Genomic DNA, 24,240 nt, shown 5'->3' with positions numbered 1-24,240 from the left:
AATAGCCGGGAGCGGGGATGGGCCGAATCGGGGATGGCCGAGTCGGGATGGCCGGGATTGGGCCGGGATCAGGGAAGCCGAGTCGGGGATGCCGGAATCGGGATGGCCGGGAGCCAGTCTCTGCCCCGCCTTAATCCGGGCCCTTCCCGCTGTTCCCCGGCCGTGCAGGGGCCGATGCCCAGACCGGGTCATCGGCCCTTACATAGGATGGAGAATATAGCTTCTACCCTAGGGGGAAAGACGGCATGGATACAGCCAAAAGCAGAACAAGTTCAGTCCCGCACAGCCAGAAGACCAGACGGAAGAACCCGCCCTCCGCTCCTGGGAGCAAGCCCAAAAGCGGCGGCATTCAAGCCGTCTCCAGCAAAATGGCCAAAACAGCCCTTCTGCTGCGCAGCGCCGAGCTGAGGAAGCATGTTCCCTCCACCCGTCCGCTGAGCCGCGGGACGCTCGCCTCGATGCTGGATCGGTACGGGATGGTCTACGTCAAGCCCGATACCGGCTCGATGGGAATCGGAGTAATGCGCGTAGAAAAAAATGGCGGAAGCTGCCGCTATCAAAGCGGAAAGAAAATCTTTGCCTTCAAATCCATAACCGCCATGTTCCCATCCATACGGCGGCAGGCCGGCACAAGGCGCTATCTCGTGCAAAAGGGCATTCGCGTGCTCAAGCATGGCGGACGGCCGTTCGACTTCCGCATCATGATCCAGCGGAATCCCGCCGGCCGCTGGGCATGCACCGGCACGGCGGCACGCGTCGCCAGTCCGGGCAAAATCGTCTCCAACGGCAGCCAGGGCGGCACGATTTATGCGCCGAAGACTTTGCTTGATCCCGTTGCCGGCAAAGCCGGCACGATCCGGCTGCTGAAGCGGATGGACCGGCTGGCGCTGCTGACAGCGGCCAAGTTCGGCCGCGCTTACCCGGCCATGAACGAGCTCGGCCTCGACATCGCCATCGACCGCAAGCTGAAGCCGTGGATTCTCGAAGTCAACACTCGGCCGGACCCATGCCCGTTCACAAAGCTGGACGATCAGACAGCCATCCGCCGCATCGTCCGCTGCGCCAAAGCTTACGGCCGCCGCTACAGCCTCGTCTGCGGCAAAGCCAAAAAAGCGCCCTGACAGGGCGCCGGAGGATGCTCGGTGAGAGAGGACCTCTTCGGGGGCGGGGATATTGTTCAAGAAGGAACGCTATGGATTTCCACGAGCTTGCCGGCCACGGCCTGTGTCAGCTCATCGACGGTCTTGGGCACAAACGTCTTCATGACTCCGTTCATCATGAAGCCCATGGCGCCCTTGCCGGAGATGTCCAGATAACCCGTCAACCGGGTTAAGCCGTCTCCCGAAGCCGACGCTTCGAAATATCCTTCGCCGCCGACGCTGTCGGAGATGCCGTCGATCTGAAAGGAGAGCCGGGACGGCTCGGTCCGGCCGGTAATGTCGATTTTCCATGACCGCCCTCGTGACGAAAGGAACCGCCTCTATTGTTCGTTGAATCCGTTACGTGCGGACGTTGCCGATTTCCGAAATGCATCGGACAAGCCGGTGAGGCCGAATTGCGAACTAGGTCGGCTCTATCCATTCTTTGACAACGTTGTGGCCACAATTATCGAGCGCTATAATACGAGGATAGAATCAAGACGGAGAAGGTGATACCTGAACATGAACCCCGAAACGAGGCAGCGGCGCCTGCAAGCCGTCATCGATGCAGCCGAGCAAGTATTCACGAGAAAAGGAATCGACAAGTCCACGATGCAGGATGTCGCTACCCAGGCTCAAATGGGCGTCGCCACCGTTTTCCGCTTTTTCCCCAAGAAAGAGAAGCTCGTCGTCGCGGTCGCCACCAAAATGCTGGAGGAAGTGCTGCAAGAGTTCCATGCCGTTGCAGCGCAGCCGGAGACAAGCCTGCGCAAGCTCGAGATTCTCTTCGACAGCTCCATCGCGCTGCTGGAGCGCAAGGACAGCTCCGGCGTCAAGCTGCTGGAGAATTTCGAGAGCTACGCCGCCCAGTTCACCGAGCCTCTGGACGACATCGGCAAGTTCAACGCCGTCTACCGGAAAATCTCCGGCGTATTCTCGACGATCATCGAGCAGGGCAAGCAGGACGGGTCGATCCGCGCCGACTTGCCGATTCAGGATACGCTGAGAACGGTCATGAACACTTTCGGCATTTTCGCCCGCAAGCTGTCGCTGCAGAAGAACATCCTGGTCATCGAGCAGGATCTTGATCCCGCCGAGCAGCTTCAGATTCTGAAGCATATCCTGCTGAGTTATTTGAAGCCCTGAAAAAAAGCCGCACCCATCACAGTCTTGCGACTGCTGGGGGCGGCTTTATTTAACAACAGCGGCCCTGCCCTACCTCAGACTCCTCTTCCATTTTGTCAGCTTGTCCTGCAAGATCAGACCATTGATCAGTTTGATATTAAGCCTTTCGGCCGCTTCCTTTGCCGCTCTCGTAAAGTTGCTTGTCGTGACGATCCAGGCATCATAGCATCCATGAACCTGTTTTCCCGCTTTGAGCCTCAGTACGATGTCGTTGCCGACGTCGCGCTTCCATCGCTTGCACTGAACCGCGATTTTGTATCCTTCTTTGCCCTTCAGAATCAAATCGACCTCATGATCGCCAGAACCGCCTACTCTTTGGACCGAATATCCCTGAGCGGTATAGTACAATTCCATAAGCCGTTCAAAATCCGTTCCCGAAAGGGTTTCTATCTTCGCTTGAATGAGCTCTTTATCGCCAAGCTTCTTGGAGGAGACGCCAGCAATCGAGTGGCCAGCCGCAACCTTTCGCTTGGTTTGCTTGGTTTGCTTTCCTGAACGCCTCTTGGACGTCCACATCGTTCCCAGAATTTCTGCGAAGAGTACGGAAACAATGACGATTCCAAAGAAGAAGCCCCAATGAAGACCCGGTAGGTTGAAATACAGCAGCAGTCCACCAAGTACGAAAACTCCTCTTAACAAGTTGGCAAGCTGACGCCCCTCTGCCCGATAAGTTCTAGCCATAAGTCCTCCTGATATAGGTGTAATAAGGATTTTAGTTCACCCTCATGGGACTATTTACCTTCTTTTTTGAAAAAAAGAGAGCGTTTTGGGTGCTAAGAACCAGCATCTTTAATTCTGGCTGCTTCGATGTCCTGTTTTCATCCGGAATATATACCGCCGCAATTCCTTCCGATGCGAATAAGCCAGCAGCACAGCGTTCACCCCGGAGAACACGGCCAGCTCCACCGGATAGCGGCAGAGAAACAAGAAGAGCAAAAGCAGCAGCATTCCCAGCACGACCTGGAAGCCGTCCGAAGATGCCGAGGACGGCTTTCCCTTGCCGATCCACCGGAAACCGGCCAGCAGCAGAGCCAGAATGACGGCATAAGCAAGCGAGGCCTCGAATCCCGTCAGCGCGCTCCACACCCCGAACGTGACCGCGATCGCCTTGCCTCCCCGCCAGCCGGCAAAGGGGGAGAACATATGGCCCAGCACGGCGGCTGCGGCCGGATAGACAAGATTGCAGCCGGTCAGGCCGCCCCAATGGAGCAGCGCCAATACCGGCAAATATCCTTTGAGGAAATCAAGCGCGATGCCCGTCAGGCCATATCCATACCCGGCCGCTCTCCATAAGTTCAATGCGCCCGGATTGCCGTCTCCCTTTTCCTTCAAATCATGCTTCGCCAGCAGTCCCAGCCAATACGAGAACATCAGCGAGCCGGAGAGGAATGAACCCGCCGTCCACATCAGCAGCCGCATCATCGCTCGCCGCGCCTCCTTACCGCTACCCGCCTGCCCTTCCAGGCTACGCTTCCGAAGAACGCCACCTGGTACACCGAGTACAGCATGACCAAGACGAAAAAGACCGTGCTCAGCAGATGAATTGCCGGCATCCAAAATCCGAACCTTCCCGTGCAGCGGAGGAAAGCGAACAGCTGCGCCGTATACAGCACATAGCCGATCGCCAGGGGCAGCGCCAGAGAGGTTCCGAGCAGAAACGGCGCCGCCTCCGCCGCAAGCAGGCCAAGGAGCCAGAGCGCGACGAGCAGCGTCGTCCCCGGGCTCAGCTTGCCCGTGCCGAGAATCGCTCCTTTGGCGAAGCCTTGGAGCTGGCTGCGGATGCCGTCCGGGTACATCCGGAACGACACGGCCCCCTTCCCGATATAATTCGTGACCGGAATGCCGGCTTGAACGAACTTCGCGCCAAGCTTCAGATCGTCCATCACCTCGGAGCGCACGCCCTCATGCCCCTTCGCTCTTTCGTATTCATCCCGCTTGGCCAGAATGCACGAGCCATAAAAGCCCTTGTCGGGATTGCCCCGCTCCAAGGGAGAAGTAAACGCGAACAGGCCCAGCAGATTCGGAATCAGGGCCAGCCTCTCATAGGTTTTCTCCGTCTCGTGGTAAGGGACGACCGACACCGCTCCTCCCTCCCGCTCCCTGGCGGCCAGAAGATCATGCAGCGCATGGGGAGCAAGCCGGACATCCGCATCCAGAAAGGCGATATAATCGCCCGCGCAATGCCGGTATCCGTTCCATACGGCCCAGTTCTTGCCGGTCCAGCCGGGCGGCAAAGGCTCGTTGACGACGACCTTCGCTCCAAAGCTCTCTGCAATCGCCCGCGTCCGGTCCTCCGACCCGTCGTCCACGACGATGATTTCGAAGGGAAGGCAGCTCTGATGCCGCAGCGATTGGAGCAGATGCGGCAGATTGGTCTCTTCGTTCCGGGCGGGGATGACGACGGAGAGCTTTCCCTCGAAAAGGAAAGAGCGGTCCGCGGCTGGAACGCTGTTCCTGCGGAACAAAACGAAACCCGCTGCCCATGCGGCCGCCAGCGCGGCCATGATCGCGATGCCCATACCCTTCCGCCTCCAATCCGATGTACAAGTCTCCTAAGACATGTATATGGCGGATGGCAGGGAATAAGACTGCGCCTGCCGGCGGTTGCCCGGGCTGCCGGCACGGAAGATCAAGATAATATAAACAAGGGAAGACTCCTCCTGCGAATTTTTGCAGGCAGCGGCAAACCGCTACTGATTTTTTGCCCCGCGGCATATTCTCGACTAAAGACCTGACCTAGGATGTGGTTTCCATGAATGAGGCCCCCGCGCCTTCCCGTTCAACGAAGAAACCCAATTTCCTCGTCCTGCTCGTCGACGAGGAACGGTACCCTCCCATTTACGAGAGCGAGGAGCTGAGGGCCTGGCGCAAGGAAAGTCTTGCTGCCCAGGAGTATTTGAGAGCCAACGGGCTTGAATTTCACCGGCATTATATTGGAAGCACGGCCTGCTGTCCCAGCCGCGCCACCTTGTTTACCGGCCATTATCCCTCCCTTCACGGCGTCAGCCAGACGGACGGGATCGCGAAGAGCGCGTTCGACTCCGATATGTATTGGCTGAACAGCAATACGGTGCCGACGATGGGCAATTACTTCCGCGAAGCCGGCTACCAGACCTATTACAAGGGAAAATGGCATCTTTCCAACGCGGACATCACCATTCCGGGCACGCATAAAAGCCTCCCCAGCTATGATCCGCTGACCGGCGTGCCCGATCCCGAACAGGAACGAGTCTATGAACAGGCCGGCCGCCTGGAAAGCTACGGGTTTTCCAGCTGGATCGGGCCGGAGCCGCACGGGAAAAATCCTCGGAACTCCGCTTCTTCCGCCGCATTCGGATTGAGCGGCCGCGACGAGGTTTACGGTACGGAGGCCGCCGAGCTCATCGAAGCGCTCGACCGCAGCAAGGACGGAAAGAAGGAGATGGAGCCCTGGCTGATCGTCGCCTCCTTCGTGAATCCGCATGATATCGTCTTATATGGCGCTCTTGCCGCGCAGCTGCCTGATTTCAGCTTCGAGGTGGAGCCGATGCCCCCGGTCGCTCCCCCGCCGACCTTGAGCGAATCTCTGGCCGCCAAGCCGCGCTGTCAAGCCAGCTATCGGGATATTTACCCTAGAGCCCTGCAGCCCATCATCGACAACTCCTTCTACCGCCAGCTGTATTACCAGCTCCAAAAAAACGCCGACCGCCAAATGGCGAAAGTCGTTGACGCCCTCGTCCAGTCCTCCTTTTATGACAACACCATCGTTATTTTCACATCCGACCACGGGGATCTGCTCGGCGCGCACGGCAATCTCCATCAGAAATTTTACTGCGCCTATGAGGAGATGCTCCATGTTCCTTTGGTCATCCATCATAAACAGCTGATTCCCGAGCATCGGGATATCCATGCCCTGACCAGCCATGTCGATCTTCTGCCGACGATGCTGGGACTGGCGAATGTAAATATCGCGGAGATTCAGCAGCGCCTGCAGACGAAATTCAGCGAGGTGAGAACTTTCGTCGGTCGCGATCTCGCTCCTTGGATCAGGGATCAGGCCCGCGAGGCTCTGCCGGATGAGCCGATCTATTTCATGACCGACGACGATGCGACCCGAGGCCAGCATCAAGCCAATCCGCTCGGAGCTCCCTATCCGTCCGTTGTCCAGCCCAACCACATCGAGACCGTGCTCGCGGCGGTGCAAAGACAGAACGGCAAGGAAATATGGAAGCTCTCCCGGTATTTCGACAATATTCAATTCTGGAGCGAGCCCGGTATACAGGACGAAACGATGCAGCCGGTCGGAGACAGGGCTTGCGGGACGTGTTCCACATGGGTCAAGCAGATCAAAACGAAGCCGGCCGCGGACGAATTCGAGCTGTACAATCTGACCTGCGATCCGCTTGAAGCCTGCAATCTTGCCCATCCTCTGCATGCCTCACAAGAGACTCTAAGCATGATGCAGGGGATGATGCAGCTGTTGAAGCAGCAGTCGCAGCGGAAGCGGCTCTATCCGGCTCAGCCGCCTTCCCTGTCGGGTGCTGCAGGAGCGGTGGAGCGCCCTGAGGGATAGCCGGCCCGAGAGGAGTGAAGGGCATGGACCGACAAGGACGGTGCATTCCGTGAAAAATCCGGAATCCTCCTCTGCCCGGCTCGCGCTCCGCTGAGCGAAGCCGGCACCATCGCCGGGCTGCTGCTCCTGTACGGCAATCTCGGCGTGCTGACGATCGCCGCGCAGCTGCTGCTGGACCGGCGGCTGGCGGCCATCGGGCTGCTGATTGCCGCTGTCCTGCTGGCGCTGCCGGTGGCCTGGCGGTTTCCGCGCGTCCCTCGAGACGGCCGTCCGGCTTCATCCGGCTTCTCCTCGCAGGGGCAATCCTAATCTCTGATTCAAAAAAAGCAACCCCCGCTGCCGGTGGCAGCGGGGGTTGTTCACTTCCAATTGCTTGACTAGCTCTGCAAACTGTTCTCCAGTCAACCTCAACGGCCCCCCGCAGCAATGGATTGGATCTTTACTAAGAACGATTTCTATTTCAGTTCATTCTTTCTGATCGTCCAAGAACAATTCGTTCCCAATGTCCAAGCAACCTGTACGGCCGGAAAATATCCTATCTCATAGATGCACAGGCGGATTCAAGCCGCATAACCGCTTGGCAGGCAGGTGAATATGAATAGGTAGGGTGATGACAACATGCTTTATACCGCTCTTGGCGATTCCATTACATTTGGGGAAAATGCTTCTTCATTTGCAAAAGCCTATCCCCGATTGGCGGTCGCCTCCCTGAATTCTCGCACCCGGAGAGTTGCCGGAAATGTCTTGGCTCAGCCCGGCTGGAGCAGCGAGGATTTGCTGCGTGCCGTAAAAGGCACACCGGGCATCAGCCAATCCGACATCGTCTCGGTATGGATCGGCGGGGTCGATATAGCGGATGCCGCCTTGGCATCCATCGCGACACAGAAGCCGCCGGCCATTCAGCAAGCTCTATTGAATTATCGGCGAAATCTCAGCCAGATTCTAGGCCATTTGGATAAAACGAGCCATGCCCGCCTCATTTGCTTCACGCAATACAATCCCTTCCCGAACAGTTCGATTGCGATTGCAGGCATTCGTTCCCTCAACCAGACCACGATTGAAGTCGCCCGCCGTTACGGCGCTGCGGTCGCCCCGGCCCATAAATGGTTCGAAGGCAAACAAGCCAGTCTGATCTACGGCTATCGGCAAGGGAAAGTCGAGGATGCCTTAAGCGGATTCATGCCGATCCATCCCAATGATCGCGGGCATCAAGTCATTGCATCGGGATTGATTCCTTATCTGGACTCCGGCAAGTAGCCTAGCAGCATAGAATTGTTGAATTCCAACGAACACCGCTCCTATCGGACGGTGTTTTTCGGTGGTTCATCCATTTATTTCCTGTTTTTATTTATCGTCCATTAACAATTCGGCCATAAACTGATTGTACAGCCTCACGCTGCTACTTCTGTGAAGAAAGGAACATCATCTATGGGAATTCATGCGTATTTTCAATCCTTGAACGATCTCGAACGCATCATTCGCTGTCCCGGCAAATTCAAGTTTGAAGAGCATAGCGTGTCCGCGCATTCCTGGAAAGTCGTTCAATACGCCAAAACGCTGGCGGATATCGAGGAAAGCAATGGCGTGGCGATCGACTGGAAGAAGCTGTACGAAATTACGAGCAGCCATGATTACGGCGAAATCTTCATCGGCGACATCAAAACGCCCGTCAAGCATCACTCTCTGGAGCTGCGGGGCATGCTGCAGCAGGTAGAGGAGGGCATGATCGCTCTCTTTATCGAAGAAAATATTCCCGAGGAGCTGAAGCCTATCTTCCGCAGGCAGCTGCGCGAAGGCAAGGACGATTCCGTCGAAGGGCTCATTCTCGAGGTGGCCGACAAGCTCGATCAGGTATACGAGGCGCTTACCGAATTGCAAAGAGGCAACCGGGAGAAGGAGTTCGTCACGATGTACCGCGAAGCGCTCATCAAAATCAAGAAAATCAAGCTCCATTGCGTGGATTACTTCCTGGCGAACATCCTGCCCGACATCGTGAAGGAAAGCTCCGATTGTCCCTTTGATATTCGGAAGATTACGAATGAAGCTCTGGAGCTATAGCGATTTCGCCTTCATTTGTCCAAGGGCTTAGGGCTTGGCACACGCCCATTGCCCTCCTCCGCACATCGCCCCCTCCCCTTCATGCTTAATGTTTACACCGCGAATTCTATCCTTGTCATTTTCCTTCCTGCCGTCTTGAGGCATCCGTACCCAGCCATCTGCCTTCCACTCACGTTCGGATGGATCCGGAACAACCCCCATTATAAAAAAAAACACCTCATTGGTGTCAGCTCGAACCCGTTCTTATTTCTTTACCAGCTCATCTATTTCACTCTTCAGCAAGAGGTACCGATGAACACTTCTCATGATCGGAACTTTGGTCAGCCTGTTCTTATCCGCATAGGTTTTCATCTGATCTTTGGAAAGGCCCAGCAAATGACCTGCTTCCGTGACCGTCAGCACGACTTCATTGCTTGTGGCGTTGAAGGTTTTTTTCACCTTTAGATTCCAGTCTTCGAATGCATTCATATTCGCGCATCCTTCCCTATTCGCAGCCAATGAGTTTTATTGGCCTCATTTCTTCTATTATAGCAGAAGTTTGGGCGATCTCCTAAACCGCTCTGCAATCCACTTTAAATCTAACCTTAAACCTCTATGCCTTTCCATGATTCCAACTATTCAAATCGTCTAAATAAGAGTTTGGCTTGACGCTCAAAAGAGCCTGGTGTTACGTTTACAGTGGATGGGGTCAATAATAACCTTGTGCAAAAGAAAGGCTGAATTCAAACCTAGCGCAAAGGAAGGATAAAGATGTCATTCAGCTATCTAACTCATCTGCATTGTCCTAAATGCCTTCAAACGTATCCATCGGATAAAATCCAGCAGCTGTGCGAATGCGGATCTCCTTTACTGGCGGATTACGATTTGGAAAGCTTAAAGCGGCAATGGAAGCCTTCCGATCTGGCTGGAAGACCGAATGACTTGTGGCGTTATCACGAGCTTCTCCCTGTATCGTCTCCGGAACATATCGTCAGTCTGGGAGAAGGAATGACGCCGCTGCTGCCGATGGACCGGATAGGCCTGGATATGGGAATCGAGCGCTTGTGGATGAAAGACGAAGGAATCATTCCGACCGGCAGCTTCAAGGCTCGCGGCGCGGCCGTCGGCGTTTCGAAGGCCAAGGAGCTTGGCGTTCAGGAGCTGGCCATGCCTACGAACGGCAATGCCGGAGCGGCCTGGTCGCTTTACGCTGCAAGAGCGGGAATGCGCGCTTCCATCGTGATGCCAGTCGGCGCGCCTCTCATTACGAGAAATGAATGCGCCATTTCCGGCGCCAACTTGAATTTGGTGAACGGACTCATCAGCGATGCCGGGAAAATGGTCGGTCAAGCCGTGAACGAGCATCGCCTGTTTGACGCTTCGACGCTCAAGGAGCCTTACCGGATCGAAGGCAAGAAGACGATGGGGCTTGAGATCGCGGAGCAGATGGGCTGGGAGCTTCCCGATGTGATCTTGTATCCGACAGGCGGAGGCGTCGGGCTGATCGGGATCTACAAAGCGCTGCACGAGCTTGCGGTGCTGGGCTGGATTCCGGACAGGCTGCCGCGTCTCGTTGCCGTGCAGGCTGAAGGCTGCGCTCCCATTGTCAAGGCTTGGGAGGAGGGGAAGCCGGAATCGCAGTTCTGGCCGGATTCGTCGACAGCGGCATTTGGCATCAATGTGCCGAAGGCGCTGGGCGATTTCCTCGTGCTGGAGGCGGTATACAAGACGAACGGCTGCGCCGTCTCGATAACGGATGCGGAATTGCTGCGGGAGCAGGGCACCATCGCCCGCCTGGAAGGGGCCTTCGTATGTCCCGAAGGAGCGGCCACGTTCTCCGCTGCGCGCAAGCTGAGAGAAAGCGGCTGGATCAAGGACGGAGAGACGGTTGTCGCTCTCAACACCGGCAGCGGCATTAAATATCCGGAAACCGTTCAGGTCGAAGCGCCCGTCTTACAGCCGCAAGACCGGATGGTCCGGCTGTAAGACGGGATAAGAAGGCCTCGATCCACAACCTCAAACGGTTGTGGATCGAGGCCTGCCTGAAATCAGGAGTAGCGGATCAAACCTCCATTGACATGAATGACTTGACCGGTTACGTACATGGAATCGTCTGCTGCAAGGTATACGAATGCTGGTGCGATCTCGAAAGGCTGTGCCGCACGGCCAAGCGGAATGTCCGTGCCTAGAGCCGCCACATGCTCCTTGGAGTAGGTGCTGACATTAAGCGGCGTCCATGACGGACCCGGAGCGACCGCATTGACACGGATCCCTTTCTCTGCCAACGACAGCGCCATGCTGCGAGTAAAGCTTACAATTGCGCCTTTGGTTGCAGAGTAATCAATGACATCCTTGTCTCCTTCGTAGGCGACCCTTGAAGTCGTATTGATGATGGTGCTGCCTTTATCCAAATAAGGAAGAGCCGCTTTAGTCAAATAAAACAAGGGAAATATATTCGTTCGAAAAGTATTTTCGAGTTGTTCATTGGAAATGTCCATGATACTGCTCGTAAAAGGTTGAACGGCAGCATTATTGATCAAGAGATCCAGTCTATTATAATGGCGGAGCGTTTCGGCTATTATATCCGGCGAGCTGGCTGGATCGCGAAGATCTCTGGCTAGAAGCAGACAGCGAATGCCGAATTGCTCCACATACTTTTTGGTTTCTTCCGCATCAATATGTTCATTTAAATAGACAATAGCGAGGTCTGCTCCTTCTTTCGCATAAGCGGCCGCAATGGCGCGGCCGAATCCGCTGTCGCCTCCCGTAATGATCGCAACCTTCCCTTTCAGCTTGCAGCTCCCTACATAGCCCGGGTAATCAAAAATAGGACGAGGCACCATGAGATACTCCAAACCAGGGACTTGATCCTGATGCTGCGGAGGAAATGCTATAGGCTCCTGAACTACCTTGGTCCGATAGCCAAGGAGAGGGTATGCGGGATAGGAGAATGGCATGGCTCACCACCTCCTTCCAACACCAAACGGACCTCCAAAACCTCCGTTCCCGGCCCGGAACCTCCGTGCTCAAAACCTTCAAAGCCTCCGTGAAAGTCCATAGTGCCGCCCTCCGTTTATGAGGATGTAGACATTAGACCCTGTATTGTATGGGCTTTTGTCCCAACAAATTCGCAGTTGGCTGTAAAATAGGCTTTTCGGAATGGGCCTCAGAATCGGGCTCGCAGAAGAACACCTTGCAGGCTCAATTGCCCAATCGCTCATCAGGCTGCCAATGTCATGCCGGCAGCCTGTGTCATGCCGGCAGCCTGTGTCATGGTCCTATCGATTCCCATTGATCATTTTCATCAGGATATGTTTAAGCCTCTTTTGTTTCTTCAGGATTAGAAAAGGCCGCATCATCTCGTCATCTTCATGTTCGAGCATGTGACAATGCCATACAAAAAGTCCGGCGAAAGGATCGAAACTCGCAATAAAAGAAGTAACGGTACCAGCGGGAGCACGAATCGTATCTTTGAATCCTCTTTCGTTAGGTTCAGGAGGAAGCGCATGTCCTGTAAATTCAAGGTTTCCTGTTGCTTTGAAATGAGCAACGTCAAAAGGCTGGCGCTCCAGAATTTGCATGTCAACGATATGCAGATGAATGGGATGGTCATCATCGGACAGATTGATCAACCGCCATATCTCAATCGATCCTAAGTCCATTTTCTCGGATATAGGATCATTCCATCTTTTACTGTCAAGCAAATTCAGGGATCTTCCATATGCATCCTCGACTCTAACGAGCGTAAGATCTCTTGTCCTTTTTGCCGTCTCACTGGAAAGGAATTCGATTTTCCTTAAATGATCAGGAAGAGAGCTGGCATCTTTGGCTTTTAGCGGAGTGTTTACTCTAAACTGCATCACATCGGTTGTTTCGGGGGAGGCACCCTTGAAGACATTTTTAAGAATGATCGTCTTGCCGAAGGATCGGGAAAAATCAACGATCACATCCGCACGTTCGGTCGTCAGTAAGAGGATCTCATTCATTTTTACGGGTTTCTCCAGCAAGCCGCGATCTGTTCCGATTTGATAAAATGGCTGTCCGGAGTCCAGTTTGAATGAAATGGCTCGACTATTGCAGAAATTCAACATCCGAAATCGGTATTTTCGCGGTTCCACTTCAAGATAGGGGGATACTTTGCCGTTTACCAAAATGTAATCGGCGTCAAAAGGCGTGACAATTGAAGGATAGGGAAGACGATCATTGTTTTTATCGGGAGTATCGGGGTAATAGAGCGATCCGTCCGGGTTGAACGAGCGATCCTGAATCATAAGAGGGATTTCATATTTTCCCGCCGGTAGATTCAAGGATTGTTCATGCTCGTCGCGAATGATAAAAAAACCTCCAAGTCCCGCATAATTGTTCAATCTCGTAATGCCCATCGCGTGGTCATGATAAAATAATGTCGTGGCTTCAAGGTTGGGATATTCGTATACTTTTCTTTGGAACTTAGGTCCTGTTTGTTCAAAATTCCTCGTAAACCAGGCATCAGGGTACCCATCGCTATGGTCATGCTGTTTTCCGCCATGCAGATGAACGACGGTCCTAACCTGAGGAAATGTTTTCTCTGCACCATGAATGGTCGTATCGATGGGGAGAAAATGCTTATGGGGCAGATCATTCATCCATTTGACAAATGCCGTTTCACCCTTCACCACGTCGAAAGTAGGACCCGGGTACATTCCGTTGTAGCCCCATAAGCGAGTAGGCGCTAGATCACGATGAAGCTTTTGGGTAAATTCCCTCATGGTCACTTCATAATACGAGCCTTTCTTTCCTCGTTTTATCGGGCGAATGGTTTTGGGAATAGGCAGTTTATCGACGAATTTTTGAAGGTTTACTTTTACCGCCATTTGAGTGGAGACCTCCTCACGTTGAACACCTTATGAAGCGTATGAACGACAGATGTCCCCCTATGTCCAATAGCCGAATTTCCTTCAATCTGTATGTCTGCTCAGTCCGTCTACAGTTTCAACACAAAGATAGACCCCGACCTCTTGCGGTCGGGGTCTTCATGGTGGAGGGAAATGGTGGTTGGGCACAACCACCAAGTCCACCCTTACTCCTTCACAGCCCCCAGCATGATGCCGGATACGAAATACCTTTGCAGGAATGGATATACGATCAACATCGGCACCATGGCGATAAATACCTTGGCCGAATTCAGCGTCCGGTTGGACAGCTCCGACAGCTTCTTGTATTGTTCGGGGGTCAGATTGGTGCCGACCGGAATGTTGACGACAAGCTGCTGGATATAGGTCTGGAGCGGGTATTTGTCGGAAGTGTTCATCAGCACCAATCCGCTGAAGAATTCATTCCAGTGATACACGCTTAGGAACAGCGCCACTGCAGCCAGCACAGGGATGGAGCACGGGATATACACCCGGAACAAGATCGACCACGGACCGGCTCCGTCGACTACGGCCGCCTCATTCAGCTCCTTCGGCAGATTGCGGAAGAAGTTCATGATCAGGATTACGTCGAAGACCGGTACGCCTCCGCCCAGCACCAACGCCCAGATCGTATTGATCAAATGATAGTTTTGAATCGTGAGATACCATGGGATCAGCCCCCCGTTGAACAGCATGCAGAAGACCAGAATCCACATGAATGTATTGCGCATTTTAAAATCTTTCTTGGGCCGGGCCAGCGGGTAGGCCATCAGTACGGTCATCAGCAAGGAAAACGACGTACCGAGCACGGTGCGCTGGATGGAGATCCAGAACGCGTTGAAGAACAATCTGTCGTTGATGATCTCCTTATACGGCGTCAAGGAGAATCCGATGGGATAAATCGTAACCAGGCCTGCATTGGCTGCGGACTTGTCGGAGATCGATACACAGAAGGTATACCACAGCGGGTATAAACAGCTGATGAGCAGGAGGCCGAGAATGGCGATATTGGCAATGTCGAACGTCCGTGAGCCTAATGTTGTATTTCGGACCAATGCGGCGCCCTCCTCCTTCAGAATACCGTATAGTCGGCATAGCGATATGCCAGCCGATAGGAGATGAAAATCAGCACAAAGCTGATGACCGACTTGAACAATCCGGCCGCCGTCGCCAGCGAATACTGAAGATTTTGCAAGCCCAGCCGGTACACCCATGTATCCAGAATATCTCCGGTTGAATACACAAGCGGGTTGTAAAGGTTGTACACCTGATCGAATCCGGCGTTCAGCACATTGCCAAGACTCAAGACGCCGAGCAGCACGACCGTGGTCGTCAGCGCCGGCAGCGTGACATGCCGGATCAGCTGCCAGCGGTTGGCGCCGTCGATGGCGGCGGCCTCATACAGGTTGAGATTGATGCCTGTCAACGCCGCAAGATAGATAATCGAGTTATAACCGAACTCCTTCCACACATCCGTGCCGATGAGCAGCTGCCGGAAGATGCCGGAATCCGCCATGAACAGCTTCGGATCGAAGCCGAACATCCCTGCGACCGTATTTACAACGCCATAATAGCCGAAGATCCCGATGACAATCGTGGACAGGATCACCCACGACAGAAAGTGCGGCAGATAAACGACGGTTTGGACCAGCTTTTTGTAGCGCATGCTGCGGATTTCGTTCAGCAGAATGGCAAAGATAAGCGGAATAAGCAGATTGAGGACGATTTTGCCGACGGCGATAATAAAGGTATTAGTGATAACCGTCTTGCTGTCGTTGAGCTGAAACATGTACTTGAAGTTGTCCAGTCCGACCCACTGGGATTTGAACAGCCCCGCACCCGGGTTATAATTCTGAAATGCCATCAGAATTCCGAACATAGGCACAATGCTGAACATCACAAGCCAGACCATCCCCGGCAGCAGCATCAAATAATAGTGTTTCTGATGGCCTAATTTTCTCATCATGGCTGACCTCCCGTCTCCCTAACAGGATGCTTGCGGAAAGGAACGGAACCGCCGGCGCTTTCCGCAAGCCTCTGGATGATTACTGCGAGGCCACTGAAAAAGTTGTCGCTGCGTGCGAATCATTCTTCCGGTGACAAGGTCGACCACATTCGTATCTCCAGAACGATTCCGCGCCATTCGCTTGTTTTTCAGAAGCTTCGATCACTTCTTCAAGAGCCCTGCCACTTCCGCCGTGATCTCATCTCCGCCTTGAGCTTTCCAGTCCTTCACGAATTTGTCGAAGGAGTCGATAGGCGCTTGGCCGAGGATGATTTTCAGAACCGTCTCATCCTCCATCTTCTTGAGGTTGGCCCATTTCGTTTCCATGGTAGGGGTCTGGTTGTACGTGACACTGAAGACCTTCTTATCGATTGGAATCGTTGCGAACGGACGATCGCCGATCATAATGGAATACAAGCGCTGGAAGTCGCCGAAGTTGGACGTGTTGAAGTTGCTTACATTCAGCTCGTCATACGGAGGCTTGATGACGTTCTGCACCTTCTTTGCATCCGCATACATCAGTTTGTACAAGCTGTTCGGCTTGTTGTAATCCTCGGGCTTGGTCTCGCCCTTCAGCACTTTCAGAAGCTCGGCGTATTCATACTCCGTTTCATTGGCCGCAGCCAGCACGTTGCGGAGCGGATACCAGCCCACATTGACCGACAGGTCAAACGTCGCTTCATCGCGCACAAGGGCATTATTCATGATGAGAATGGCTTTGACGACATCCGGCTTGGCTTTTTTGCTGATAACGGTGTAGGTGCTGCCCGTCGTCTTCATATGCGCATTCCACTTGTTGTCGTCGGAATAGACGGGATAGGCCTGCCAATTCGCAGTCGGATCGTTCTTGAAGGAGTCCCCGTTGCCATAGCCGCCATTCCACCATGGACCGAAGAAAATTCCCGTCTGATTCGCATTGATCGGATCCCCTACGTTGTCGCGGGTGCCCACCTCGGGATCGATAAGCCCTTTTTTGTACCAGTCAGCCAGCAAAGCCAGCGTTTTTTTCGTATGATCCGTCGTCGTTCCGTAGGTGACCGATCCATCGCCATTGTCGAGCCAGTATCCCGGATACGCATCCATCGCCCCAAAAATCGGATCAAATCCTCCCATATTGTTGGAGGAAACGAGGAAGGTGGAATAAGGGTACGTATTTTTGGAAGGACCGGCAATGCCGATCGTTTTGTCTCCGCCAAGCTTGTTGTCCATGAAAGCTTTCGCCGTCTTTTCGATATCCGCCACCGTCTTCGGCACCGGCAGCTGCAGCTTGTCGAGCCAATCCTTGCGGATCCATAGGACGTGAACGCCGTCCGTATCGACCGTAATATTCGGAATCGAAACCATCCTGCCTTTATAGCTGGCATTTTCCATGGCGCGGCCTTCGGTGCTTGCCATGATGTCCTTCACCTGCGAGGATTGATACTGCTGGAACAGATCGGTAATATCATACAGAAGTCCCGAGCTGGCCGCCTTGGTCATGAAGGAGCGGTCGTCGACGACCATGCCGTCAGGCAGCTTGCCGGATGCGATCGTCAAACTGACCTTCTGCTTGAAATCGTTGCCGGTAGCCGCCGTCCAATCCACAATGACGTTGATGTTGTACTTGTCCTTGAGGTAACGCGTATACTGGTTGTTGCTGACGCTGTCGCCTTCCGGCAGCGTTTTGTCTGTCGGATCCACCATCATGCCGATGTGGACATCAACCGGCTTCGGAAATTTGGAGAAGGCCAGGTCATCTCCCGAAAGTGCCGGGCCGGCAGAGTTCGTCCCTGGATCTGAAGACGCTTTCAAATTATCCGATGAATCATTGGAAGCACATGCTGTCACACTAAGGCCAAGCAATACGACCGAAAGCAGCTTTGCCATATTCCTTTTCATTCTCGTCCCTCCCATCGTTCCTTGCCTTCTCATTGTACATTCGAAGCGGGGAAAAAAAGTCGGACGGATGTGCCGTGTTTTGCGGCGGATACAGGGCTGAGGCAGGCATTTGTGCGATTGATTGCTGTCATTCCTCCCCCTTATGGAACTGAGCCCGGAATTCGGAGGGCAAGAGGCGGGTCTGCTCATAGAAGAGCTGGGAGAAATACTTGGAGTCGTTGTAGCCTACGGCATGAGCGACCCAAGCAATCGACCGATTGGTCTCGCACAGCAAGCGCTCGGCGGCTCTGATCCGCTCTTGCCGTAAGTAATCGTTGAACGTAGACCCTGTCAGCTTCTTGAAGCATTGGCTGAAATAGCTTCGGCTCATGTGCACATGATCGGCGACGTCTTCGGCATGCAGAGGACTCGAAGCCCGCTCGCGAATGAACAATACCGCCTTAAGAATGCTGATGGTCGTATTGGCAAGATCGGTTGAAGCCGCAACCTGCGCATGGACGCGTTTTCTGAAATCGCGCAGCCATTCAATCGCCGACCGGACATCATTTGCATCCGACCGGAGCTCGGCATTCAAGGCCAAAACAGCTTCCAGTTGCGACAGCACGCGCATCCACAGCCCTTCCAGACGGCGAAAGGAAACCTTGGCTTCTGCGGTCTGCTTGCATAGGCGCTGGAAGACCGATTCATTATAGAGCCAGTAGAGAGAGCGCCATTCCTGCTCCAGTGCGCACCACTCTTCCTCCTCCTGCGAGCAGCTGTTTTGCTCGGGGGCAGGGGCAGGCGAAGGCGTGGATAACGCAGGAGGCTTGGTTGAGCGCTGCTCCATTCCTCCTGTCATTTGCTGCCGGATTCGCTTCAATATCTGCTCGTCGTCCTCCGATTCCAGACGCACCTTGGATATATAATCGAGCACACCCATGCGGTAGGCCGTCTGCACATTCTCGAACTCTTCATGAAAAGATAAAATGACGGAGCGCAGCCCCGGAAATCTCTGTCTTGTTACTTGAAGCAGCTCCATTCCCGACATGACCGGCATCGAGAGATCTACGAACATGAGATCCACCTCATGCCTTTCCATAAACTCCAGCGCCTTCGCGCCGTTCGCCGCTTCTCCAACGACAATCATGTCGTGATTGGACCAGGGCATGATCGAGATCAAGCCTTTGCGGGCAAGCTTGTCATCGTCGACAATCAGTACACGGATCAACTCGCACTCTCCTTTCTAGGATGGAGAACAGGAAGCTCCAATGTGACGGTCGTGCCTTGATTCGGAGTGCTTTCTATCCCCATGCGGGCCTTATAGCCATAAAATGATTCCAGCATGGATCGGACGTAACGAAGCCCGATCCCCCAGCCTGTCTGCTGCTGATCCGGCGTGTCGCGCTGCAGCAGGGCCAGCGTCTCGCGACTCAGCCCTTTGCCGTCGTCGCGGATAACGATACGAACCATCTGCGCCGTTTCGTCCGGCACTATGCTGATTTCCAGCTTGCCGTTGTCGTCAAGGCCGTGACAGACGGCATTTTCCACGATGGGCTGCAGGATGAACCTCGCCACCGAGCTGTCGAGGTATGTCCCTTCCGCAATAGCCAGCTTCACCTCGAAATCATGGCGCATCTGCTGCAGCTCCAGATAGGTCCGCATGACGTCTATCTCGGACCGGAAGGTAGCCCTCTCCTCTGATTTGCCCAAATTATAGCTCAGTAAAAAAATGAGCGAGGAGACAAACTTCTCGATCTCCGCCTGCTTATGCATAACCGCCAGCCAGCGTACCGAGTTAAGCGTATTCATCAGAAAATGCGGATTGATCTGATAGGCGAGCTTCTCGATCTCCAGCTGATGACGGCGCTTTTCCTTCTGCTCGACATCCAGGATCAGCTGCTGAATCTGCCGTTTCATGACATTGAACTGATCGAATATTCGGTCAAATTCATCAATGCCCGTATGATAGCGGCTTGTGCCCATGTAACCTTTGCCGAACGTCCTCATCTCCTTCTCAATCATCAGAAACGGCCTGTTGATGAGCCGCCGCAACAGCAGGGTGAGCATGAACATCATGAGGAGGGCGACGGCGAGTATCCAATACATATGGTTTTTCCACGTATAGAGCTCATGGTTGTAGCTGGAGACGGGAAGCAGCAGCGTGATGTCATAGCCGTATTCGCCTTTCATTCGGTTCCATACATACCCGTCCGTCATCCCGGATTGGCCGCTCAGCCGTAGACGTTGGCCGACCGCATAAGCCGTTGAATTGCTGCTATAGGTCACCGCGTCCTTCGAATCGGTGAAAACAAGCGTATAAGGGATATTCAAGCTTTCTGCCAGCGAATTCATATCGGTGATGAGATCCGATTTGGCTTCCACATAAACGACCAGCTGCGTTCCGTCTGAAAATCGAATCTCCCGTGTCACCGACACAACCTGATCATCGCTGAACCGGCATAGAGATTTATGCGGAGACTGGTATTTCAGCTCCCCCATGCCGGCAACATCAGGCAAGGATTGGCGAGTGAAGCCGCTGCGCAGCGGCAAATTCGAATAAGAAGCATTCCCGGTTGCAGGATTATAGTACATCACCAGCTCCATAGCCGGATTCGAAAAAGTGATCAATCCAATATTGTAGGAAATATCGCGAGAGAGAAGACGCTGGCTGTAAATATCCGTGGCGGAGATATACGTCTCCATCAGGTTGCCGACCGTGCCTTCCGGCGTCATCTGCTGCGAAACCTGAAGCAGGCTGCTGTACATCTGATTCACCTTCGATGTTTGCTGGTGCAGATCAAAAGCCATCGAGGTCTTGATTTTATCGCGCTGCATCGTGTAGATGGCATTATAGGAAACAGACGCCATCAAGACGGCGCATCCCACAAGGCCGACGGTCAGAAACACCATGATTCGTTTGCGGAGAGAGGAGAACATGAACCGGCTGCGCAGCATGCGCAAGAAGCTTCTCCTCCTACTTGCAGGCTTCATTCAACGATCACCGCATCTCCAGCTCCTCCCGGCAAGCATGGATCAATATTCGCTGTTCGGCATGATCATCCTTCCTGGGTGGAGAGGAAAGTTGCTTTGCACAAAACATTTACAAATCGAGGAAAACAAAAATCCACAACCTCGAACGGTTGTGGATGTTCAGTATGGTGTCTAGGCGTGCTTGTTCAAAACGGCCATTTGTCGGACTATGATGCTCGGGTTGTTTCCCTCGATTGTTCAAATGTCTTCAATAGAGGGACTCCTATTTCTACAGGCAGCACTTTTTATGTTTTTTCCCGCTGCCGCATGGACAAGGTTCGTTTCGGCCGATTTTCGAGGAGGCCGATGGGAATTGGACCACGTTGCCGGCATTCCCGCTCCGGCTCGGCTTCGGGTTAAGCTCAGCAGGAGTAAAGCCGCGATTGGACCACATTCTCGTCGTATTGCGCACATCAACAAGGAGCGGCATCATATCGGTCAACTGCTTCCTGCTCAAGCGGATCCTGCGCCTCTCAAATTCTTCCATGATGACGTCAAGCGGCTCTTCCATCGAGCATGCGAGCTGGATATCATCTGCGATCGCGTCAGCCATCCGCTCTTCTTGCCCCAACTGCCCCATGATGTAGCTCTTCAATGCTTCCAGCTGAGGCGTCTTCTCAAAGTAATTCATATCCGCGTATCGCAGCAGCTCTTCCTTCGGAGGAAGGTAGTAAGGCTTGTCAGCTACACTCTCCAAAAACGCTTCGTAATCGTCCAGGGTTTCTCCCTCCAAGCCATCGCTGTATAGAAACCCTCGCTGAATATCCCAGGACAGCATTTTATCAGAGACGGACGATTGAATCCCATTGAATTGCTCCTCCGTCAAGCCGCCGCCGTTTTGATCATTGATCATCTCGATTACTTTCGAAACGGGACAGATGCCATACAGATTGGCCGCAGCTTCAATATACCGGAGCACTAGCTGGGTTCTGCTGCGTTCTTCACGGAATGATTTTTGGTCAAGCGTCTTATATGCAGCCTTGACTTCCTCCGGCATGACAAAGAACAGCTTATCCCCCTCCATGAAGCTGAACACCAAGCCTTTATCCATCAAAAACAAGTAAGCATCCACAAATACTGCATCGTCCTGAATATAAGGAGCTTGGAGAAGCCGGCTTGCCAGCTCCCATTCCTGCGTCTCCGCTGTAAGGAGAACCGAACGTACCTGGACCACATTCGTAATCCGCTCGTATAGCGCGTCCGCAAGCTCCTGCTTTTTCAGCTTGGAGCGTCCTGCCAGCGCGCAGTTTGCAGCAATGAAGTTCAAACGATCTTTGTTCAGCCGTGCAAGAATCTCCTTCAGACCAGTCACGACCGAACCTTTAATCGCATGGTTGATGTTCAGCTGCTGCATCTCTTTTTTCAAGTTCAAGTCCATTTCATAACTCCTTTACCTGCCAACCCATATGAATGAGACGAAAACGTTTCGGACTAGGCCGGGAGCCTGTTGGGTCCCGATTACAAGTCAGCGAAAGCAAAAATCCACAACCTCGCGGTTGTGGATTTTCAGTATGGAGGCGAGGGGATTTGAACCCCTGTCCGAAGGCAACGGCACACAGGCATCTACGGGTGTAGTCACGGATTTGATGTCACCCAGGCCGACGCCCCGTAACCGGCTGCGATCTGGGTCAGCCTGATTGTCTTCTTCAGCACACCCCAGGCGGAGATGTGACAGCGTAGCCTACTAAGGGTGAGCCCCTACATCCGGCACATAGGCGATGCTGGAGAGGAGCTTAGCGTGCAGTTTCTTAGGCTGCTGCTAAAGAAGTACGTTGGTTGCCATTTAATAGGCTTTAGCGTTGATAAAGCGGACGCGTCCCCACTACCCGCAACCCATGCTCGAACTACCCCCGTCGAATCCATAAACGCCCCCGAACAGATCCGTCCAGCCTTATCCCGCACCTAAGCTGCAGGGTAAGCGCGGCGGTCCGAAGCGCAAGGACTGTGACGAGACAAGCGGCACAGCATTGCAAAAGAATCAAAGACCAACGTAACGATTGCTATGGACTTAGTATAACACAGATGACGCCGCAATTGCGAAGGAAGTGCTGGAAACTACGCTGCTATCTGGTGAATGAGCCAACCCGGGATCCAGCCGGTCAGGAGAAGCCCGCTTCCCAGCCAATCAGCCCAATCAGACGATGGGCATGCGGAGTCTCATCGCCCCTTGCCTCGGCTTCCCTCATGAGCAGTCCAGCCTAAAGGCAATCCGGCGAAAAGGCGCATCACCTGACAAAATCGGCTGTTTATCTAGCCACCTTCTGCTTCTCTCGCAGAGCCCGCTGGATATCGCGCTGGGCATCCCGCTTTGCGGCCGTATCCCGCTTGTCGTATTGCTTTTTGCCTTTGCCGAGCCCAATCAGAATCTTGGCATAACCGTTCCGCACATAGATCTTCAGCGGCACGATGGAGTAGCCCTCCTGCTTGGACTGGCCGTACAGCTTCGCGATCTGCGACTTGTGCAGCAGCAGCTTGCGGGCACGCGTAGGATCGGTCGGATTGTGGCGGTTGCCCTGCTCGAACGGACTGATATGCATGTTGTTCAGGAACATCTCGCCATTGCGGATTGTTGCGAACGCATCGTTGAGATTGGCGCGTCCGGTCCGCAAGGATTTGATTTCCGTACCCATGAGCACCATGCCGGCTTCGTAGGTTTCCTCGATGAAATAATCATGGGACGCCTTCTTGTTCTGAGCCAGCGGCTTCTGGGACTGGTCCTTCTTCGGAGCCATGGTGCTTCGCTCCCTTCTGTCGTCGGAATGGGGGGACTGACTTAAGTCCTATCGGCACTTATTGTAGCAAATGAAATCAGGTCTCAGCAATTGCAGTGCTGCTTACAAGCAGGACGGCTTTCCTCCGCCATAAGGCGAAACCTTGGCGTTCGGGAGGACTCAGGCCGCCAATAGCGGCAACCGATCTTCTTCGAGATGAAAAACCGGGGATTGCCGCATCGGCAATCCCCGTGTTCATACCCGCCTTGGCGGGGTATCGAATCCTTCACCTGCGCCATAAGCGACAGCTTATGCTTCCGGCGTGCTGCCGCCCTGGTTCGCGCCGGCATCGCCGCCGCTCACAGGAGGAGCTCCCGCGCCGCCTTTGTTCTTCTTGCGGCGGGAACGGCTGCGCTTGGACGGGCCGCCCTCGGCAGCGGCCGGAGCCGCCGCGGAGTCGCCTTCATTGCGGTCGAAGTCCGCGAAGATCTCTTGGATATCGACATCCGTCACCTGACGAATGGAAGGCGCCGTGCTGCCGCCCTTGCGCTTCTTGCGGCGCTGGCGATTGCCTGCGGACGTGCTGTCCTGCGGCGCTGTCGCCGTCTCCTGAGGGGCGGCGGAGATGCTAGGTCCGCGAGCGCCCTTAGGAGGACGTGAGCCGCCGCGAGGGCCCTCTCCGCCGGCTGCCGGACCGCGGCCCTTGCCGCTGCCCGGAGCGCCTGCGCCCGGACGTCCTGCGGCACGGTTGCCCATGCTGCTCGGCGGAACCGGAAGGCCCCACATGTCGGTGCGCTTCGAGCTCTCCGTCTTGCCGCCCTCCCGCACGCTC

General features: G+C 54.2%; 21 protein-coding genes, 1 other RNA gene and 1 pseudogene. 7 read left to right on the top strand and 16 right to left on the bottom strand.

What is annotated here, in order from left to right; translation table 11 throughout:
* Positions 1–245: 245 nt before the first annotated feature.
* Complete coding sequence (locus tag VE23_RS18245; protein ID WP_084781579.1) at positions 246–1,121, top strand: YheC/YheD family protein; 876 nt, start codon at positions 246–248, stop codon at positions 1,119–1,121.
* Between the two features lie 56 nt (positions 1,122–1,177).
* On the opposite strand, the gene VE23_RS26615 is transcribed toward VE23_RS18245, so the two are convergent.
* Positions 1,178–1,324, bottom strand: coding sequence for a hypothetical protein (locus VE23_RS26615; protein ID WP_157053990.1), 147 nt, complete (start codon positions 1,322–1,324; stop codon positions 1,178–1,180).
* Between the two features lie 337 nt (positions 1,325–1,661).
* Here VE23_RS26615 and VE23_RS18240 point away from each other — a divergent pair, with 337 nt between their 5' ends.
* Complete coding sequence (locus VE23_RS18240; protein ID WP_049868731.1) at positions 1,662–2,285, top strand: TetR/AcrR family transcriptional regulator; 624 nt, start codon at positions 1,662–1,664, stop codon at positions 2,283–2,285.
* Between the two features lie 69 nt (positions 2,286–2,354).
* Here the strand turns inward: VE23_RS18240 and VE23_RS18235 are convergent, their stop codons facing one another.
* The 3 genes from VE23_RS18235 to VE23_RS18225 all read right to left on the bottom strand — a co-directional run bounded on the left by VE23_RS18235 (position 2,355) and on the right by VE23_RS18225 (position 4,843).
* Positions 2,355–3,005: a restriction endonuclease gene (locus VE23_RS18235; RefSeq protein ID WP_048746113.1), complete on the bottom strand. Its 651-nt coding sequence runs from the start codon at positions 3,003–3,005 to the stop codon at positions 2,355–2,357.
* A gap of 108 nt (positions 3,006–3,113) precedes the next feature.
* Positions 3,114–3,746: a glycerol-3-phosphate acyltransferase gene (locus tag VE23_RS18230; protein ID WP_232316990.1), complete on the bottom strand. Its 633-nt coding sequence runs from the start codon at positions 3,744–3,746 to the stop codon at positions 3,114–3,116.
* On the bottom strand, positions 3,743–4,843 hold the full coding sequence (locus tag VE23_RS18225) for a glycosyltransferase (RefSeq protein ID WP_049868730.1): 1,101 nt from the start codon (positions 4,841–4,843) through the stop codon (positions 3,743–3,745). The genes VE23_RS18230 and VE23_RS18225 overlap by 4 nt, the downstream gene beginning before the upstream one ends.
* 233 nt (positions 4,844–5,076) lie before the next feature.
* On the opposite strand from VE23_RS18225, the gene VE23_RS18220 reads away from it, so the two are divergent.
* The 4 genes from VE23_RS18220 (at position 5,077) to VE23_RS18210 (ending at position 8,934) form a co-directional block, all read left to right on the top strand.
* Positions 5,077–6,876: a sulfatase-like hydrolase/transferase gene (locus VE23_RS18220; RefSeq protein ID WP_049868729.1), complete on the top strand. Its 1,800-nt coding sequence runs from the start codon at positions 5,077–5,079 to the stop codon at positions 6,874–6,876.
* 144 nt (positions 6,877–7,020) lie between these two features.
* On the top strand, positions 7,021–7,185 hold the full coding sequence (locus VE23_RS26610; RefSeq protein ID WP_157053989.1) for a hypothetical protein: 165 nt from the start codon (positions 7,021–7,023) through the stop codon (positions 7,183–7,185).
* A gap of 309 nt (positions 7,186–7,494) precedes the next feature.
* Positions 7,495–8,133, top strand: a complete 639-nt coding sequence (locus VE23_RS18215; RefSeq protein WP_021878115.1) for an SGNH/GDSL hydrolase family protein — start codon at positions 7,495–7,497, stop codon at positions 8,131–8,133.
* A 171-nt stretch (positions 8,134–8,304) separates the two neighbouring features.
* Positions 8,305–8,934, top strand: a complete 630-nt coding sequence (locus VE23_RS18210; RefSeq protein WP_048746120.1) for a YfbR-like 5'-deoxynucleotidase — start codon at positions 8,305–8,307, stop codon at positions 8,932–8,934.
* 243 nt (positions 8,935–9,177) lie between these two features.
* Here the strand turns inward: VE23_RS18210 and VE23_RS18205 are convergent, their stop codons facing one another.
* The gene (locus VE23_RS18205) at positions 9,178–9,402 is read right to left on the bottom strand and encodes a helix-turn-helix domain-containing protein (protein ID WP_021878117.1); all 225 of its coding nucleotides are present in this window, start codon (positions 9,400–9,402) and stop codon (positions 9,178–9,180) included.
* Positions 9,403–9,684: 282 nt separating this feature from the next.
* On the opposite strand from VE23_RS18205, the gene VE23_RS18200 reads away from it, so the two are divergent.
* A complete protein-coding gene (locus VE23_RS18200) occupies positions 9,685–10,899 on the top strand; it encodes a threonine synthase (protein ID WP_048746122.1) in 1,215 nt (404 codons plus the stop codon).
* Between the two features lie 62 nt (positions 10,900–10,961).
* Here VE23_RS18200 and VE23_RS18195 read toward each other — a convergent pair whose 3' ends face one another.
* The 11 genes and pseudogenes from VE23_RS18195 to VE23_RS18145 form a co-directional block, all read right to left on the bottom strand.
* Positions 10,962–11,870 carry an SDR family oxidoreductase gene (locus VE23_RS18195; RefSeq protein ID WP_049868728.1) on the bottom strand — a complete coding sequence of 303 codons (909 nt, stop codon included), beginning with the start codon at positions 11,868–11,870 and terminating at the stop codon, positions 10,962–10,964.
* Between the two features lie 321 nt (positions 11,871–12,191).
* Positions 12,192–13,766: a multicopper oxidase family protein gene (locus tag VE23_RS18190; RefSeq protein WP_049868727.1), complete on the bottom strand. Its 1,575-nt coding sequence runs from the start codon at positions 13,764–13,766 to the stop codon at positions 12,192–12,194.
* A 206-nt stretch (positions 13,767–13,972) separates the two neighbouring features.
* Positions 13,973–14,860: a carbohydrate ABC transporter permease gene (locus tag VE23_RS18185; protein WP_021878121.1), complete on the bottom strand. Its 888-nt coding sequence runs from the start codon at positions 14,858–14,860 to the stop codon at positions 13,973–13,975.
* A 17-nt stretch (positions 14,861–14,877) separates the two neighbouring features.
* Positions 14,878–15,768 carry an ABC transporter permease gene (locus VE23_RS18180; RefSeq protein ID WP_048746137.1) on the bottom strand — a complete coding sequence of 297 codons (891 nt, stop codon included), beginning with the start codon at positions 15,766–15,768 and terminating at the stop codon, positions 14,878–14,880.
* 204 nt (positions 15,769–15,972) lie between these two features.
* Entirely contained in the window at positions 15,973–17,496 is a 1,524-nt protein-coding gene (locus tag VE23_RS18175) for an extracellular solute-binding protein (RefSeq protein ID WP_232312983.1), read from the bottom strand.
* Positions 17,497–17,815: 319 nt separating this feature from the next.
* Positions 17,816–18,895 (bottom strand): response regulator transcription factor, encoded by a 1,080-nt coding sequence (locus VE23_RS18170; RefSeq protein ID WP_021878125.1) that lies wholly within the window; start codon positions 18,893–18,895, stop codon positions 17,816–17,818.
* Positions 18,892–20,622, bottom strand: coding sequence for a sensor histidine kinase (locus tag VE23_RS18165; protein WP_232317078.1), 1,731 nt, complete (start codon positions 20,620–20,622; stop codon positions 18,892–18,894). The genes VE23_RS18170 and VE23_RS18165 overlap by 4 nt, the downstream gene beginning before the upstream one ends.
* 304 nt (positions 20,623–20,926) lie before the next feature.
* Positions 20,927–22,075, bottom strand: coding sequence for a YecA family protein (locus VE23_RS18155; protein WP_049868723.1), 1,149 nt, complete (start codon positions 22,073–22,075; stop codon positions 20,927–20,929).
* A gap of 131 nt (positions 22,076–22,206) precedes the next feature.
* Positions 22,207–22,570, bottom strand: a transfer-messenger RNA (tmRNA) gene (gene ssrA, locus VE23_RS25505).
* A gap of 373 nt (positions 22,571–22,943) precedes the next feature.
* The gene (gene smpB / locus VE23_RS18150) at positions 22,944–23,429 is read right to left on the bottom strand and encodes an SsrA-binding protein SmpB (protein WP_021878128.1); all 486 of its coding nucleotides are present in this window, start codon (positions 23,427–23,429) and stop codon (positions 22,944–22,946) included.
* Between the two features lie 288 nt (positions 23,430–23,717).
* Positions 23,718–24,240 (bottom strand): annotated as a pseudogene (locus VE23_RS18145) (hypothetical protein); the annotation flags it as partial.

Source organism: Paenibacillus sp. D9 (genome assembly GCF_001188365.1).
GTDB classification, from domain to species: domain Bacteria; phylum Bacillota; class Bacilli; order Paenibacillales; family Paenibacillaceae; genus Paenibacillus_O; species Paenibacillus_O humicus.
The sequence above is the reverse complement of the archived record's forward strand: the minus strand, read 5'-3'. Positions and strand labels throughout refer to the sequence as shown.